This is a genomic window from Pseudomonas sp. ABFPK, assembly GCF_001586765.1.
Taxonomy (GTDB): domain Bacteria; phylum Pseudomonadota; class Gammaproteobacteria; order Pseudomonadales; family Pseudomonadaceae; genus Aquipseudomonas; species Aquipseudomonas asiatica.
Map to the genome: position 1 here is coordinate 1 of NZ_LQXW01000018.1, position 14,520 is coordinate 14,520.

Annotated in this window: 17 protein-coding genes; 12 read left to right on the forward strand and 5 right to left on the reverse strand. The window is 63.2% G+C overall.

Going from position 1 to position 14,520, the window contains the following annotated elements:
• The 11 genes from WM94_RS13505 to queD form a co-directional block, all read left to right on the forward strand.
• Nucleotides 1–557 (forward strand): hypothetical protein (locus tag WM94_RS13505; RefSeq protein WP_256207020.1); only part of this gene is annotated, 557 nt, incomplete at its 5' end.
• Nucleotides 557–820: a hypothetical protein gene (locus tag WM94_RS13510; RefSeq protein ID WP_061551400.1), complete on the forward strand. Its 264-nt coding sequence runs from the start codon at nucleotides 557–559 to the stop codon at nucleotides 818–820. The genes WM94_RS13505 and WM94_RS13510, both read left to right, overlap by 1 nt.
• A complete protein-coding gene (locus tag WM94_RS13515) occupies nucleotides 817–1,152 on the forward strand; it encodes a hypothetical protein (protein WP_061551401.1) in 336 nt (111 codons plus the stop codon). The genes WM94_RS13510 and WM94_RS13515 overlap by 4 nt, the downstream gene beginning before the upstream one ends.
• Nucleotides 1,149–1,553 carry a phage protein NinX family protein gene (locus tag WM94_RS13520; protein WP_061551402.1) on the forward strand — a complete coding sequence of 135 codons (405 nt, stop codon included), beginning with the start codon at nucleotides 1,149–1,151 and terminating at the stop codon, nucleotides 1,551–1,553. The genes WM94_RS13515 and WM94_RS13520 overlap by 4 nt, the downstream gene beginning before the upstream one ends.
• Entirely contained in the window at nucleotides 1,541–1,873 is a 333-nt protein-coding gene (locus WM94_RS13525) for a hypothetical protein (protein ID WP_061551403.1), read from the forward strand. Before WM94_RS13520 ends, WM94_RS13525 begins: the two co-directional genes overlap by 13 nt.
• Entirely contained in the window at nucleotides 1,870–2,097 is a 228-nt protein-coding gene (locus WM94_RS13530; RefSeq protein ID WP_061551404.1) for a hypothetical protein, read from the forward strand. The genes WM94_RS13525 and WM94_RS13530 overlap by 4 nt, the downstream gene beginning before the upstream one ends.
• 46 nt (nucleotides 2,098–2,143) lie before the next feature.
• Entirely contained in the window at nucleotides 2,144–2,362 is a 219-nt protein-coding gene (locus WM94_RS13535; RefSeq protein WP_061551405.1) for a hypothetical protein, read from the forward strand.
• Between the two features lie 52 nt (nucleotides 2,363–2,414).
• On the forward strand, nucleotides 2,415–2,885 hold the full coding sequence (locus WM94_RS13540; protein WP_061551406.1) for a hypothetical protein: 471 nt from the start codon (nucleotides 2,415–2,417) through the stop codon (nucleotides 2,883–2,885).
• A 38-nt stretch (nucleotides 2,886–2,923) separates the two neighbouring features.
• The gene (locus tag WM94_RS30450) at nucleotides 2,924–3,100 is read left to right on the forward strand and encodes a hypothetical protein (protein WP_170976275.1); all 177 of its coding nucleotides are present in this window, start codon (nucleotides 2,924–2,926) and stop codon (nucleotides 3,098–3,100) included.
• Between the two features lie 24 nt (nucleotides 3,101–3,124).
• Nucleotides 3,125–3,337: an AlpA family transcriptional regulator gene (locus tag WM94_RS13545; RefSeq protein WP_061551407.1), complete on the forward strand. Its 213-nt coding sequence runs from the start codon at nucleotides 3,125–3,127 to the stop codon at nucleotides 3,335–3,337.
• Between the two features lie 63 nt (nucleotides 3,338–3,400).
• Nucleotides 3,401–3,757: a 6-carboxytetrahydropterin synthase QueD gene (gene queD / locus WM94_RS13550; RefSeq protein WP_003256551.1), complete on the forward strand. Its 357-nt coding sequence runs from the start codon at nucleotides 3,401–3,403 to the stop codon at nucleotides 3,755–3,757.
• Between the two features lie 68 nt (nucleotides 3,758–3,825).
• Here queD and WM94_RS13555 read toward each other — a convergent pair whose 3' ends face one another.
• Nucleotides 3,826–4,305 (reverse strand): DUF1289 domain-containing protein, encoded by a 480-nt coding sequence (locus WM94_RS13555; protein WP_177342386.1) that lies wholly within the window; start codon nucleotides 4,303–4,305, stop codon nucleotides 3,826–3,828.
• A 406-nt stretch (nucleotides 4,306–4,711) separates the two neighbouring features.
• On the opposite strand from WM94_RS13555, the gene acnB reads away from it, so the two are divergent.
• Nucleotides 4,712–7,321 (forward strand): bifunctional aconitate hydratase 2/2-methylisocitrate dehydratase, encoded by a 2,610-nt coding sequence (acnB, locus tag WM94_RS13560; protein WP_023661205.1) that lies wholly within the window; start codon nucleotides 4,712–4,714, stop codon nucleotides 7,319–7,321.
• A 208-nt stretch (nucleotides 7,322–7,529) separates the two neighbouring features.
• On the opposite strand, the gene prpD is transcribed toward acnB, so the two are convergent.
• From prpD to prpC, 4 genes are all read right to left on the reverse strand, one after another.
• Nucleotides 7,530–9,014, reverse strand: a complete 1,485-nt coding sequence (prpD, locus tag WM94_RS13565) for a 2-methylcitrate dehydratase (protein WP_061551409.1) — start codon at nucleotides 9,012–9,014, stop codon at nucleotides 7,530–7,532.
• Between the two features lie 170 nt (nucleotides 9,015–9,184).
• Nucleotides 9,185–10,375 carry a 2-methylaconitate cis-trans isomerase PrpF gene (gene prpF / locus WM94_RS13570; RefSeq protein WP_039614060.1) on the reverse strand — a complete coding sequence of 397 codons (1,191 nt, stop codon included), beginning with the start codon at nucleotides 10,373–10,375 and terminating at the stop codon, nucleotides 9,185–9,187.
• Nucleotides 10,376–10,508: 133 nt separating this feature from the next.
• Nucleotides 10,509–13,097, reverse strand: a complete 2,589-nt coding sequence (acnD, locus tag WM94_RS13575; RefSeq protein ID WP_015269715.1) for a Fe/S-dependent 2-methylisocitrate dehydratase AcnD — start codon at nucleotides 13,095–13,097, stop codon at nucleotides 10,509–10,511.
• Nucleotides 13,098–13,288: 191 nt separating this feature from the next.
• A complete protein-coding gene (gene prpC / locus WM94_RS13580; protein ID WP_013971911.1) occupies nucleotides 13,289–14,416 on the reverse strand; it encodes a 2-methylcitrate synthase in 1,128 nt (375 codons plus the stop codon).
• Between the last annotated feature and the right edge of the window lie 104 nt (nucleotides 14,417–14,520).

Sequence of the window (14,520 nt, forward strand, 5' to 3'; positions counted from 1 at the left end):
TGTCCCTGTGCATTTATTGTGACATCAAATCGAAGCGGCAGCTCCGTAAATCGGCACGGAGCACATTTGTACTCCTAAGCTGCAACACCTCCCCCTCTATTCACTGCCGCGATATGGCGGCCAAGGACGAAGTCATGCCTGCAGAAAAGCAACCGGCTTGGCCGGACCATTTCCGATACGCCGACGATATCAGCCCTGACGGGGTGACGATCGTGTGTCATCGCTTCGTAGTGCTGCGCGAGTCTGAGCATTGCTACTGGATTGTCCACGAGCGAGAAGAACACTGGGCCCGGCGCTCTCTCGAAAGAGGCGAGAAGACCAGTCGAATCAAGCGCGTACTCAAGGCATCACATGGTCGGCGCTACGCATACCCCGACAAGGCGAAGGCCCTGCACTCCTACAAGATTCGCAAGCGGCGCCAGATGGGGCATGCAGAGCTTGCCATGGAACGTGCAAAGGCCGCGCTAGAGGATCTGAAAAGCGTCGAAGCCATCGAGGACAAGCACCTTTGCTCTGGTGGGGACTTCATCAAAGAGCTCAACTGGGAGGACTATTGATGACCCGCCTCGCCCTCTGCCTCCTGCTGCTGGCCACCGGCGCCAGCGCAGCACCACAGCCCCAAGAGAACGTCATCGACGTACAGCACGACAGCCAGCGCGGCGTCACCTGCTATCTGCTGAATGGAGTCGGCATCAGCTGTATCCCCGACAGCCAGCTGCAGGCCGGCAACCAGCGCCAGCTCTCCCCGCACGAAACCCAACCCGAACCTACACCCGCTCTGGCGCCTGGGCGCTGGATTGATGAGAGGTATCAGCTGTGACCGAACTTGAAGAACTGCTGCTGGCTGCCAAAGCCGCCGGGCTTGAAGTTGAACCCTGCACCTGCAGCGATCCGAAATGGCCGCTGCGCATCAAGGGCCAGTCGGGCACGCGGGCGCACTGGAATCCCAACATCAACGACGGAGACGCATTCAAGCTGGCCATTGACCTGGGAATTCAGATCCATATTGAAGGGTCTGGCGAGTCTGAGGCCGTCTGGGCTGATGACACCATGGTCTGGGTGGACAGCGAATATGCCCGAGGCGATCGCCGGAAGGCGGCACGCACTGCCATCGTCAGCGTTGCTGCCCAGCGCGGGGAGAAGATGCCATGACCGACCTGATCGAAGTGAGGGTATCCAACCTGGTCGGCGCCCCGCTGGACTGGGCTGTGGCCATGGCCGAAGGATTCAAGTCTGATCCCGAGCGCCTGACAAATGTTTGGCTCAACGAAGAAGACCCTACCAGCATCAGCATCCGCGGCGTCGAGATGGGCTACGGATTCAGGCCCTCATCAAACTGGGAGCACGGTGGGCCGCTGATCGAAAAGCATCAGGCAGGCTTGAGCCATGACCGGTATTTGTCAGGCGGTCCATGCGGCTGCAGCGCAGGCCCGCTCAACTCGACATGGCTTTCCGGACCTACGCCCCTTATCGCATTCTGCCGCGCCTTGGTTCACGCAAAGCTCGGCCCAGTCGTGCGGGTGCCGAAGGAGCTGATCCCATGCCCAGCCTGATCAAGGTGCAAACCTGCGACCTAGCCGGCAAGGCGCTGCTCTGGGCCGTCGAGATGGTAGACGGACCGATCCCGGCGGCGGCCGGCCAGCTGCAACTGCCACTGGGCAGCCAGGACATCGACGACGCAACCGGCGAGCACCTGATCCAGAAGCACGGCATCTGGATCGATCGCGGCTACAGCTGGCCCTGGCTGGCTTGCGTATCAGGGAATCCCCTAGATCGACAGCCCGGCGACAACCGAGCACAAGCTGCAGCCCGCGCTGTGGTGCACCACGCCCGTGGCGATACCATCCAGGTGCCGAAGGAGCTCATCTCATGACCGTGTTCATTATGGAGTACCGGGTGGTCGGCTTTACGCCGGCCATGGCCATGCACCCTAACCCGAGGACAGGCAGGCGCACGTTCTTCGTCAATTCGGACGACCTCGGCACCGACGACATCAATGCGGTTCTCGAGGCTGCGCGATCGCCAGAAAACACGCCGAAGGGCTACCAGCTGTTCTGCGTGAAGGACCGAGACGCCGGCACGGAGGTGCGCCCATGATCCTGCCCTTGATGTTCGTGGCCTTCCACCTCTACAGGTGGCCGCGATGACCTGCATCCGCATCGAGCACGGCTTTGTCTGCCTGTCGCCGTTCTTCCGCCTGCCGCTGGCGGACGGCACCCGGGTGTTCATGGCCTGGCACAACTATCTCGGCCCCACCTTCTTCCGCGACCGCAATGAGCAACGCGAGATCGAGGACTGGTACGAAAACCCGCTGATCTGCGACGCGCTCGACTGGTTCTGCAAGCGCGGCCGCCGCGCCTAACCCATCCCCCCTACTACTCAAGCCCGCCGACATGCGCGGGCGAGGATTCATCATGCCCAAAGCACTGCTCCGCGACGTCGCCATGGACTGCATTTCCGACATGGCCCAACACCTTCCAGAAGGCTGCGAACTCTTTGTCATCGCCTGCCGCCCCGGAAAGGACGATTTTGATCTGGTTCTACCTTCGCCCGAGGCGAACCTGAACAACGCCCTCGATGCGCTCCGCCGCCATGGTCTGAGCATCGACGGCAGCAACATCTACAAGCAGGCCGTGTGCGACCTGGCTGTCGGCGCAATGGCCATGGGCAAGCAGAACAACAACCCACCACCAAAAGGTCATTGGGGTCAGCAGTTCTGGGATATCGGCCGAGCCGAGGGCCAGCAGCGGGATGAACTGGTGGCGGCTCTCGAGCACCTGGTTGCCGTGTCCACGCCTGATGCCAATGGCCAAATCGGCGCCCAGGAAGAACACCTGGCATCCCTCAAGCATGCCCGCGAAATGATCCGGCTGAACCGTGGCTGACCACCAACCAACCGCCACCGGCGGCGTGGAGACCATCCATGAACCTGATCGACTGCTACGTCACGAAGATCCTCGGGGAGCCGTACCGCAAGTTCGGCGCCTGGTGGGTCGACGCCGAATACGAGGCCTATGGCCGCATCAGCAAAACCCAGCTCATGTTCCGCACCGAGGAAGCCGCCCGGGCGGCGAAGGTCGGATACCACTTCACGGCCTGACCCTTCTATATAAAGGAGACACCCATGCGACCCGCAGAAAACATCGACCGCTTCCTGCGCCTCGACGAGGTGCTGCACGTGACCGGCATTGGCCGTAACACCGTCTATCGCAGAATCCGTGAAGGCACCTTCCCAAAACAGGTTAAGATAGGCCCCAATTCGGTTGCCTGGCGCCAGTCGGACATAACCCAGTGGATGACCTCTTTCGGCCCCAGCGACGACCAATCAGTACATTGAGCAGTACATTGAAACACCAATTTCCGCTCAAGCCCTTATCCCACCAGCTATACAGGTTCACCAGTGGAAATCTTCAAGGAATTCACATTCGAATCGGCCCACCGCCTGCCGCACGTCCCTGCCGGGCACAAATGCGGTCGCCTGCATGGCCACTCATTCAAGGTCGGCCTGCACCTGACCGGCCCGCTCGACCCGCACACCGGCTGGATCCGCGACTTCGCCGAGATCAAGGCGATCTTCAAGCCGATCTACGAGCAACTGGACCACAACTACCTGAACGACATCCCGGGCCTGGAAAACCCCACCAGTGAAGTGATCGCCAAGTGGATCTGGGACCAGGTCAAGCCGCTGCTGCCGGAACTGTCGAAGGTGCGCATCCACGAAACCTGCACCAGCGGTTGCGAATATACCGGCGACTGATTTGGTAAACGCACCAGCCCATTCGCGGGCGTGCCCGCGAAGAGGCCGGCAGCTTCACCAATAAAGCTTCAGCCCTGCCCCGCCTCCAAGGCATCGCGCAGGAAACCGGGGGCGATGTAGCGCTGGTAATGCGCCTCGGACAGCAGGAAGAACTCGCGGTCGATGGCGTCGCGCAACTGCGGCAGCTCCCAGTCGCGAAATTCCGGCAACAGCACCATGCCGTAGGCTTCCAGGTCGCGGATCATCCGCGCCCCGCGGGCAATCAGCTGGTACGCCCAGCAATATTCCGACTGCTGCTCGACAAAGCGGATGGAACGCTGCTCCAGTTGCTGGCGCAGCAAGCCTTTGTCGAACACCTCCAGCTTGGCCATCATCACCTGCACCAGCAGTTGCTCCAGGCGCAGCCACACGGCGCGCTTTTGCGCATCGTCGTAGCCGTTCCAGTTGATCACTTCGTGGTGAAACCGCTTGCAGCCACGGCAAACCGTGTCTCCGTAAACCGTGGAGCACAGGCCGACGCAAGGGGTCTTGATGGACTTGTTGGACATGAAAAACAACAGCTTGGCGATGGAACACGAACCCATGTTAGCCCTTTGTCTAACCAGGGTCACTCGTTAAAGTCATCTTCGCCGCCTTACCTTCGGGCTTTTTTTGCCGTAGAATCATCCCGCCTTTTCAAAGGCAACAATGTCCGTTGGAAGCTGTTTTCAAAGCGTCACGAGCACAGTTCATCCGGTAGAACGGCGTTGGCCCGGGCCATGCATCCCTCGCATGCCCGTGCCAGCCCTCATCAGCTCCCCGTTCTGCAGGCGTAAAACTTTGAAAGCAGCTTCTGTAAGGATTCTTTGCGACTCTGGCTGGGCGGCCCACAAAGCCGTGGCAGCGCATGGGTGCATTGAATGCTGGATGAGCGTCCCGGACCCCCTTTAGGGACCACTGATGAGGGAAATAACTGTGCTTGAAGCCTACCGCAAACACATCGAAGAGCGTGCCGCCCTGGGTATCGTGCCCCAGCCGCTGAACGCCGAACAAACTGCAGGCCTGGTCGAGCTGCTGAAAAACCCGCCGGCCGGCGAAGAAGCCTTCCTCGTAGACCTGATCACCCACCGCGTACCGCCAGGGGTCGACGAAGCTGCCTATGTCAAGGCCGCTTTCCTCTCCGCCGTCGCCAAAGGCGAAGCCAAGTCGCCTCTGATCGACCGCAAGCACGCCACCGAACTGCTGGGCACCATGCAGGGCGGCTACAACATCGAAACGCTGGTCGCACTGCTGGATGACGCCGAACTGGGCGCCGTCGCGGCCGAACAGCTCAAGCACACCCTGCTGATGTTCGATGCCTTCCACGACGTGGCCGAAAAAGCCAAGGCCGGCAACGTTCACGCCAAGGCCGTGCTGGAATCCTGGGCTGCCGGCGAGTGGTTCACCTCGCGTCCGGCCATCGCCGACAAGTACACCCTGACCGTGTTCAAGGTGCCTGGCGAAACCAACACCGACGACCTGTCCCCTGCCCCGGACGCCTGGTCGCGCCCTGACATCCCGCTGCACGCACTGGCCATGCTGAAGATGGCCCGCGACGGCATCGAGCCGCAGCAGCCTGGTTCGGTCGGCCCGCTGGCCCAGATCGAAGCGGTCAAGGCCAAGGGTTACCCGGTTGCCTACGTCGGTGACGTGGTCGGTACCGGTTCGTCGCGCAAATCCGCCACCAACTCGGTGCTGTGGTTCTTCGGCGACGATATTCCGTACGTACCGAACAAGCGCGCCGGTGGTTTCTGCTTCGGTACCAAGATCGCCCCGATCTTCTACAACACCATGGAAGACGCCGGCGCCCTGCCGATCGAATTCGACTGCACCAACCTGGCCATGGGCGACGTCATCGACGTTTACCCGTTCAAGGGCGAAGTGCGCCGTAACGGCAGCGACGAACTGGTCACCACCTTCGAGCTGAAAACCGAAGTGCTGCTGGATGAAGTCCGCGCTGGCGGCCGTATCCCGCTGATCGTCGGCCGTGGCCTGACCGAGAAGGCCCGTGCCGAACTGGGCCTGGGCGCCTCCGACCTGTTCAAGAAGCCGGAGCAGCCTGCCGATTCGGGCAAGGGCTTCACCCTGGCACAGAAAATGGTCGGCCGTGCCTGCGGCCTGCCAGAAGGCCAGGGCGTGCGCCCAGGTGCCTACTGCGAGCCGAAGATGACCACCGTCGGTTCCCAGGACACCACTGGCCCGATGACCCGCGACGAGCTGAAAGACCTGGCGTGCCTGGGCTTCTCCGCTGACCTGGTGATGCAGTCGTTCTGCCACACCGCGGCCTATCCGAAGCCGATCGACGTCACCACCCACCACACCCTGCCAGACTTCATCCGCACCCGTGGCGGCGTGTCGCTGCGCCCGGGCGACGGCATCATCCACAGCTGGCTGAACCGCATGCTGATGCCTGACACCGTGGGTACCGGTGGCGACTCGCACACCCGCTTCCCGATCGGCATCTCGTTCCCGGCCGGTTCCGGCCTGGTGGCCTTCGCCGCCGCCACCGGCGTCATGCCGCTGGACATGCCGGAATCCGTGCTGGTGCGCTTCAAGGGCAAACTGCAGCCAGGCATCACCCTGCGTGACCTGGTCCACGCCATCCCTTACTACGCCATCCAGAAGGGCCTGCTGACCGTCGAGAAGAAGGGCAAGAAGAACATCTTCTCCGGCCGCATCCTCGAGATCGAAGGCCTGAACGAGCTGACCGTCGAGCAAGCCTTCGAGCTGTCCGACGCCTCGGCCGAGCGTTCCGCTGCCGGTTGCACCATCAAGCTGCCAGAGAAGGCCATCGCCGAGTACCTGCAGTCCAACATCACCCTGCTGCGCTGGATGATCGGCGAAGGCTACGGCGATGCCCGCACCCTGGAGCGCCGCGCCCAGGCCATGGAAGCGTGGCTGGCCAAGCCTGAGCTGCTGTCGGCCGACGCCGATGCCGAATACGCCGAGATCATCGAAATCGACCTGGCCGAAGTGAAAGAGCCTGTGCTCTGTGCACCGAACGACCCGGACGATGCCCGCCTGCTGTCTTCGGTACAGGGCGAGAAGATCGACGAAGTGTTCATCGGTTCGTGCATGACCAACATCGGCCACTTCCGCGCTGCCGGCAAGCTGCTGGACAAGGTCAAGGGCGGTATCCCGACCCGTCTGTGGCTGGCTCCGCCAACCAAGATGGACGCTCACCAGCTGACCGAAGAAGGCTACTACGGCATCTACGGCAAGGCTGGCGCGCGCATGGAAATGCCAGGCTGCTCGCTGTGCATGGGTAACCAGGCACGTGTGCAGACCGGTTCGACCGTGGTCTCCACCTCGACCCGTAACTTCCCGAACCGTCTGGGCGACGCCACCAACGTGTACCTGGCATCGGCCGAGCTGGCCGCTGTCGCTTCGATCATCGGCAAGCTGCCGACCGTCGAAGAGTACATGCAGTACGCGAAGGACATCGACAGCATGGCTGCCGACGTTTACCGCTACCTGAGCTTCGACCAGATCGCCGAGTTCCGCGAAGCGGCAGCCAACGCCAAGATCCCGGTGGTTCAGGCGTAAGCTGAGTTGTAAGATGTAAAAGAAAGCCCCGGCAGAAATGTCGGGGCTTTCTTGTTTTGCCCGCACCAGTCGAGATCCCTGTAGGAGCAGCCTTGCGCTGCGAAGAGGCCAGCAAGGCGACAGACTCTCCTGAGCTTTAATGGCCTCTTCGCAGCGCAAGGCTGCTCCTACAGGGGTTGCACAGGCCTTGAGCGCTGTGCAGGCCGACTCAGATCACGAACAGGTCGACAAACCTGTGCACCGCCATCTGCTCCAGCTTCTGCTGGTCCTTGCACACATCCACGATCTCCCCACACCGCTGCCGCGCAAAGCGCGTCGCCAGGTTGTCCCTGAACTTGGCCTCCAGCAACGGTATGCCCTCCCCTCGCCGCCGGCGATGCCCGATCGGGTACTCCACCACCACCTGCTCGGTACTGCTGCCATCCTTGAAGAACACTTGCAGCGCATTGGCGATCGAGCGCTTGTCCGGCTCCAGGTACTCACGGCTGAAGCGCGGGTCTTCAACCACCTCCATCTTCTCGCGCAGGCGGTCGATGCTTGGGTGGTTGGCATGGAAGGCATCTTCATAATGCTCGGCCACCAGATGACCGAAAATCAGCGGCACTGCCACCATGTACTGCAGGCAGTGGTCGCGGTCAGCGGCATTGGCCAGCGGACCGCTCTTGGAAATGATGCGGATCGCCGACTCCTGGGTGGTGATGACGATACGGTCGATTTCGTGCAGGCGGTTACGCACCAGTGGGTGGAGGGCTACCGCCGCCTCGCAGGCAGTCTGAGCGTGGAACTCGGCAGGGAAACTGACCTTGAACAGCACGTTTTCCATCACATAGCTACCCAGGGCCTGCGGCACGCGCAGCTCTTGCTGCCCGGCAGGCTTGAGCGCCAGGTCCTTGTTGGTGTGGCTGAACAGCACATCGTAGAAGCCCCACTGCGGCGCGGTGAGCACGCCAGGCACGCCCATCTCGCCACGCAGGGCGATATCGGCCAGGCGCACGCCACGGCTGGAAGCGTCACCAGCGGCCCACGATTTGCGCGAGCCAGCGTTGGGTGCATGGCGGTAGGTACGCAGCGCCTGGCCGTCGACGAAGGCATGGGAAAGAGCGCTCAGCATCTGCTCACGGTTGGCCCCCATCAGCCTGGCACACACCGCGGTTGAGGCCACCTTGACCAGTATCACGTGGTCGAGGCCAACGCGGTTGAAGGCGTTTTCCAGCGCCATCACGCCCTGAATCTCGTGAGCCATGACCATGGCTTCGAGCACATCACGCATCAGCAGCGGTGCCTCACCTGCGGCCACGTGCTTCTGCGACAGGTGATCGGCAACGGCCAGGATTCCGCCAAGGTTATCCGAGGGATGGGCCCATTCGGCGGCCAGCCAGGTATCGTTGTAGTCCAGCCAGCGCACCGTGCAGCCGATGTCCCAGGCAGCCTTGACCGGATCGAGGCGGTAGGCGGTGCCGGGCACGCGGGCGCCATTGGGCACCACGGTGCCTTCCACCTGGGGGCCTAGCAACTTGGTGCATTCGGGGAAGCGCAGGGCCAGCAGGCCGCAGCCGAGGGTATCCATCAGGCAGTTGCGCGCGGTATCCAGGGCTTCGGCGGATTCGACCCGATACGTGAGGGCGTAATCGGCGAGGGTTTGCAGCACCCGGTCGTAGTCCGGGCGGGCGTTGAGGTCTACGTTGGCGCTCATATCCAGCTCCCTTCAGAATTGCCGGGGCTGCGTTGCAGCCCTTCGCGGGCTTGCCCGCTCCCACAAGTACACCACAGCCTTCGAAACCTGTGATTACCTGTGGGAGCGGGCAAGCCCGCGAAGGGGCGCAAAGCGGCCCCAACTCACTAAAGCCGAGCGCCAGTGGTGCGTTAGAAGCTATCGCCAGGCACGCGAACCCAGCCCTCCATCAGCACGCGAGCACTGCGGCTCATGATTGCCTTGGTCACTGTCCATTCACCATTCACCTGGCGCGCCTCGGCCCCCACCCGCAGGGTGCCCGAGGGGTGGCCGAAACGCACGGCGCTGCGCTCGCCCCCGCCTGCGGCGAGGTTGACCAGCGTGCCCGGAATGGCCGCCGCGGTACCGATGGCCACCGCGGCCGTCCCCATCATTGCATGGTGCAGCTTGCCCATCGACAAGGCCCGTACCAGCAGGTCGATATCACCTGACTGCACCGCTTTGCCACTGGACGCAGTGTAGGTGCTCGGCGGCGCGACGAAAGCCACTTTCGGCGTGTGCTGACGCCCGGCAGCCTGGTCGACGTTGTCGATCAGGCCCATTCGCACGGCACCATGGGCGCGAATCGTCTCGAAGCGCAGCAGCGCCTGTGGGTCGCCGTTGATGGCGTCCTGCAGTTCGGTGCCGGTGTAGCCGATATCCGCCGCATTGACGAAGATGGTCGGGATGCCGGCATTGATCAGGGTCGCCTTGAACGTACCGACACCCGGCACCTCGAGGTCATCGACCAGGTTGCCGGTGGGGAACATCGCCCCGCCGTCGCCATCTTCGTCGGCCGCCGGATCGAGGAATTCCAGCTGCACCTCGGCGGCCGGGAAGGTCACCCCGTCCAGCTCGAAGTCGCCGGTTTCCTGTACTTCACCTTCGGTGATCGGCACATGGGCGATGATGGTCTTGCCGATGTTGGCCTGCCAGATGCGCACGGTGGCGATGCCATTGCGCGGAATGCGTGCCGGGTCGACCAGGCCGCTGCTGATGGCGAACGAACCGACCGCGGCGGAGAGGTTGCCGCAGTTACCGCTCCAGTCGACGAAGGCCTTGTCGATGCTGACCTGGCCGAACAGATAGTCGACGTCGTGCTCAGGCTTGATGCTCTGCGACAGAATCACGGTCTTGCTGGTGCTCGAAGTGGCACCGCCCATGCCGTCGATCTGCTTGCCGTAAGGGTCGGGGCTGCCGATCACCCGCAGCAGCAGTGCGTCGCGGGCCGGGCCGGGGATCTGCGCCTGCTCGGGCAGGTCTTGCAGGCGGAAGAACACGCCTTTGCTGGTGCCGCCACGGATGTAGGTGGCGGGGATTTTTACTTGCGGTACATGAGCCATGTTCAATTCCTGTCTTGCGCACCCCCTGTGGGAGCGGGTTCACCCGCGAAAGCGTCCGATCAGAAAACAATGTTGTATCTGCTGACGCATTCGCGGGTAAACCCGCTCCCACAGAGGACCGCGCTGCTCTTGATTAGGCGGTCGCTTCGAGGAAGTCCTGGGCGAAGCGTTGCAGCACCCCGCCGGCCTCGTAGATCGACACTTCCTCGGCGGTGTCCAGGCGGCAGGTCACCGGTACCTCCAGGCGCTCGCCGTTGGCGCGGGTAACCACCAGGGTCAGCGTCGCCCGCGGCGTACGCGCGCCCAGCACGTCATAGGTCTCGCTGCCATCCAGGCCGAGGGTCTTGCGGTCGGTGCCCGGCTTGAACTCCAGCGGCAGTACGCCCATGCCCACCAGGTTGGTACGGTGAATACGCTCGAAGCCTTCGGCGACGATCGCCTCGACACCGGCCAGGCGCACACCCTTGGCCGCCCAGTCACGGGACGAACCCTGGCCGTAGTCGGCACCGGCGACGATGATCAGCGGCTGCTTGCGCTCCATGTAGGTCTCGATCGCCTCCCACATGCGGGTGACCTTGCCTTCCGGCTCGATACGCGCCAGCGAGCCCTGCTTCACGCTGCCGTCTTCCTTGCGCACCATTTCGTTGAACAGCTTGGGGTTGGCAAAGGTAGCGCGTTGGGCGGTCAGGTGGTCGCCACGGTGGGTAGCGTAGGAGTTGAAGTCCTCCTCCGGCAGGCCCATCTTCGCCAGGTACTCGCCGGCAGCGCTGTCGAGCATGATGGCGTTGGACGGCGACAGGTGGTCGGTGGTGATGTTGTCCGGCAGCACTGCCAGCGGGCGCATGCCGCGCAGGGTCCGTTCACCGGCCAAGGCACCCTCCCAGTATGGTGGGCGGCGGATGTAGGTGCTCATCGGGCGCCAGTCATACAACGGCGCCACCTTCGGCCCACGGTCTTCCTCGATGGCGAACATCGGGATGTACACCTTGCGGAACTGCTCCGGCTTGACCGCGGCACGTACCACGGCGTCGATTTCTTCGTCGCTGGGCCAGATATCCTTGAGGCGGATTTCCTTGCCATCGACCACGCCCAGCACATCCTTCTCGATGTCGAAGCGGATGGTACCGGCGATGGCGTAGGCCACCACCAGTGGCGGCGAAGCGAGGAACGCCTGCTTGGCGTACGGGTGGATGCGCCCGTCGAAGTTGCGGTTGCCCGACAGCACGGCGGTGGCGTACAGGTCACGGTCGATGATTTCTTGCTGGATCACCGGGTCCAGGGCACCGGACATGCCGTTGCAGGTGGTACAGGCGAAGGCGACGATGCCAAAGCCGAGCTGTTCCAGCTCCTTCTCCAGCCCGGCCTCTTCCAGGTACAGCTGCACGGCCTTGGAGCCAGGCGCCAGAGACGACTTGACCCACGGCTTGCGGGCCAGGCCCAGCTTGTTGGCATTGCGCGCCAGCAGGCCTGCGGCAATCACGTTGCGCGGGTTGCTGGTGTTGGTGCAGCTGGTGATGGCAGCAATGATCACCGCGCCATCTGGCATCTGCCCTGGCACTTCTTCCCAGCTGCCGGCGATGCCTTTGGCCGCCAGGTCGCTGGTGGCGACGCGGGCATGCGGGTTGGACGGGCCGGCCATGTTGCGCACCACGCTCGACAGGTCGAAGCTCAGGGTGCGCTCGTAGACTGCGCCGCCCAGGCTGTCGGCCCACAGGCCGGTGGCCTTGGCATAGGTTTCCACCAGTTTGACCTGTTGCTCTTCGCGGCCGGTCAGGCGCAGGTAGTCGATGGTCTGCTGGTCGATGGCGAACATCGCCGCAGTGGCGCCATATTCCGGGGCCATGTTGGAAATGGTGGCGCGGTCGCCCAGGGTCAGGGCACGTGCACCCTCGCCGTGGAACTCCAGGTAGGCGCCGACGACTTTCTGCTTGCGCAGGAATTCGGTCAGGGCCAGCACCAGGTCGGTGGCGGTGATGTTCGGCGCCAGCTTGCCGGTCAGCTCGACGCCGACGATTTCCGGCAGGCGCATCCACGAGGCACGGCCGAGCATCACGTTCTCGGCTTCCAGGCCACCCACGCCGATGGCGATCACGCCCAGGGCGTCGACATGCGGGGTGTGGCTGTCGGTGCCGACGCAGGTATCCGGGTAGGCCACGCCACGGTCGTTGTGGATCACCGGCGACATCTTCTCCAGGTTGATCTGGTGCATGATGCCGTTGCCCGGCTGGATCACGTCGACGTTCTTGAACGCCTTCTTGGTCCAGTTGATGAAGTGGAAGCGGTCTTCGTTGCGGCGGTCTTCGATGGCGCGGTTCTTTTCGAAGGCCTGCGGGTCGAAACCACCGCACTCGACGGCCAGCGAGTGGTCGACGATCAGTTGCACCGGCACCACAGGGTTGACCTGGGCCGGGTCGCCGCCTTTGTCGGCAATGGCGTCACGCAGGCCGGCGAGGTCGACCAGTGCAGTCTGGCCGAGAATGTCGTGGCACACCACGCGGGCCGGGAACCACGGGAAGTCGAGGTCGCGCTTGCGCTCGATCAGCTGGCCCAGCGAGGCGTCGAGGGTAGCCGGGTCGCAGCGGCGCACCAGGTTCTCGGCGAGTACGCGAGAGGTGTAAGGCAGGCCATCGTAGGCGCCGGGCTTGATGGCCTCGACCGCCGCGCGGGCATCGAAGTAGTCCAGGTCGGTGCCTGGCAGGTGCTTGCGGAATGCAGTGTTCATATCGTTATCAGGCTCGGTCACGGTACGGTCGTGGATAGCTTTCTAGTTGCAGCCCTGTGTCAGCTGTTCCGGCCTCATCGCCGGCAAGCCGGCTCCCACAGGTATTGCACTGCTCCTGAGGCTGGTGCAGTCCCTGTGGGAGCCGGCTTGCCGGCGATGAGGCCGGAACAGACCCCCACAGGTACGGCCTGTCAGCGCTGTTCGATCGGCACGAACTGGCGCTGCTCGACGCCGACATACTCGGCGCTCGGGCGGATGATGCGGTTGTTGGCACGCTGTTCGAAGACATGCGCCGCCCAGCCGGTCAGGCGCGAGCAGACGAAGATCGGGGTGAACAGCTTGGTCGGGATGCCCATGAAGTGGTACGCCGAGGCGTGGTAGAAGTCGGCGTTGGGGAACAGGCGCTTCTGCTCCCACATAGTCTTGTCGATGGCTTCGGAGACCGGGTACAGCACCTTGTCACCGACTTCGTCGGCGAGCTGTTTCGACCAGCCCTTGATCACCTCGTTGCGCGGGTCGGACTCTTTGTAGATGGCATGGCCAAAGCCCATGATCTTGTCCTTGCGCTCGAGCATGCGCAGCAGCTCGGCAGTGGCTTCCTGCGGGCTCTGGAAGCGCTCGATCAATTCCATCGCCGCCTCGTTGGCACCGCCGTGCAGCGGGCCGCGCAGCGAGCCGATGGCAGCGGTGACGCAGGAGTACAGGTCGGACAGGGTCGAGGCACAGACGCGAGCGGTGAAGGTCGAGGCGTTGAACTCGTGCTCGGCGTAGAGGATCAGCGACACGTTCATGACCTTGACGTGCAGCTCGCTCGGCTTCTTGCCGTGCAGCAGGTGCAGGAAGTGGCCACCGAGGGTGTCTTCGTCGCTGGTGCAGTCGATACGCACGCCATCGTGGGTGAAGCGGTACCAGTAACACATCACCGCCGGGAACAGTGCCAGCAGGCGGTCGGTCTTGTCACGCTGGGCCTCGAAGGTCAGTTCGGGCTCCAGGGTACCCAGCACCGAGCAACCTGTGCGCATCACGTCCATCGGGTGGGCGTCACGCGGGATGCGCTCGAGCACTTCCTTCAGGGCTTGCGGCAGGTCGCGCAGGCCCTTGAGCTTGCGCTTGTAGTCGGCCAGTTCGGCTTTGCTCGGCAGCTCGCCGTACAGCAGCAGGTAGGCGACTTCCTCGAATTCGGCACCGGCTGCCAGGTCACGCACATCGTAACCGCGGTAGGTCAGCCCGGCACCAGCCTGGCCCACGGTCGACAGCGCGGTCTGGCCGGCCACCTGGCCGCGCAGGCCTGCGCCACTGAGTACTTTTGCTTCGGCCATGGTGTTTCTCCTTTCTTGAACTTGTTATGGAAATCTAGCTGGCTAATCAGTTTTGCCTGTGCCGGCCCCTTCGCGGGCAAGCCCGCTCCTACAGGGACGGTGTG

Bases quoted from the DNA above. Each gene is read 5' to 3' on its own strand.
- WM94_RS13555 (WP_177342386.1), bottom strand. From the start codon at position 4,305: ATGTCCAACAAGTCCATCAAGACCCCTTGCGTCGGCCTGTGCTCCACG.
- WM94_RS13510 (WP_061551400.1), top strand. From the start codon at position 557: ATGACCCGCCTCGCCCTCTGCCTCCTGCTGCTGGCCACCGGCGCCAGC.
- acnD (WP_015269715.1), bottom strand. From the start codon at position 13,097: ATGAACACTGCATTCCGCAAGCACCTGCCAGGCACCGACCTGGACTAC.
- WM94_RS13520 (WP_061551402.1), top strand. From the start codon at position 1,149: ATGACCGACCTGATCGAAGTGAGGGTATCCAACCTGGTCGGCGCCCCG.
- WM94_RS13535 (WP_061551405.1), top strand. From the start codon at position 2,144: ATGACCTGCATCCGCATCGAGCACGGCTTTGTCTGCCTGTCGCCGTTC.
- WM94_RS13530 (WP_061551404.1), top strand. From the start codon at position 1,870: ATGACCGTGTTCATTATGGAGTACCGGGTGGTCGGCTTTACGCCGGCC.
- prpC (WP_013971911.1), bottom strand. From the start codon at position 14,416: ATGGCCGAAGCAAAAGTACTCAGTGGCGCAGGCCTGCGCGGCCAGGTG.
- WM94_RS13540 (WP_061551406.1), top strand. From the start codon at position 2,415: ATGCCCAAAGCACTGCTCCGCGACGTCGCCATGGACTGCATTTCCGAC.
- prpF (WP_039614060.1), bottom strand. From the start codon at position 10,375: ATGGCTCATGTACCGCAAGTAAAAATCCCCGCCACCTACATCCGTGGC.
- prpD (WP_061551409.1), bottom strand. From the start codon at position 9,014: ATGAGCGCCAACGTAGACCTCAACGCCCGCCCGGACTACGACCGGGTG.
- WM94_RS13525 (WP_061551403.1), top strand. From the start codon at position 1,541: ATGCCCAGCCTGATCAAGGTGCAAACCTGCGACCTAGCCGGCAAGGCG.
- WM94_RS30450 (WP_170976275.1), top strand. From the start codon at position 2,924: ATGAACCTGATCGACTGCTACGTCACGAAGATCCTCGGGGAGCCGTAC.
- WM94_RS13545 (WP_061551407.1), top strand. From the start codon at position 3,125: ATGCGACCCGCAGAAAACATCGACCGCTTCCTGCGCCTCGACGAGGTG.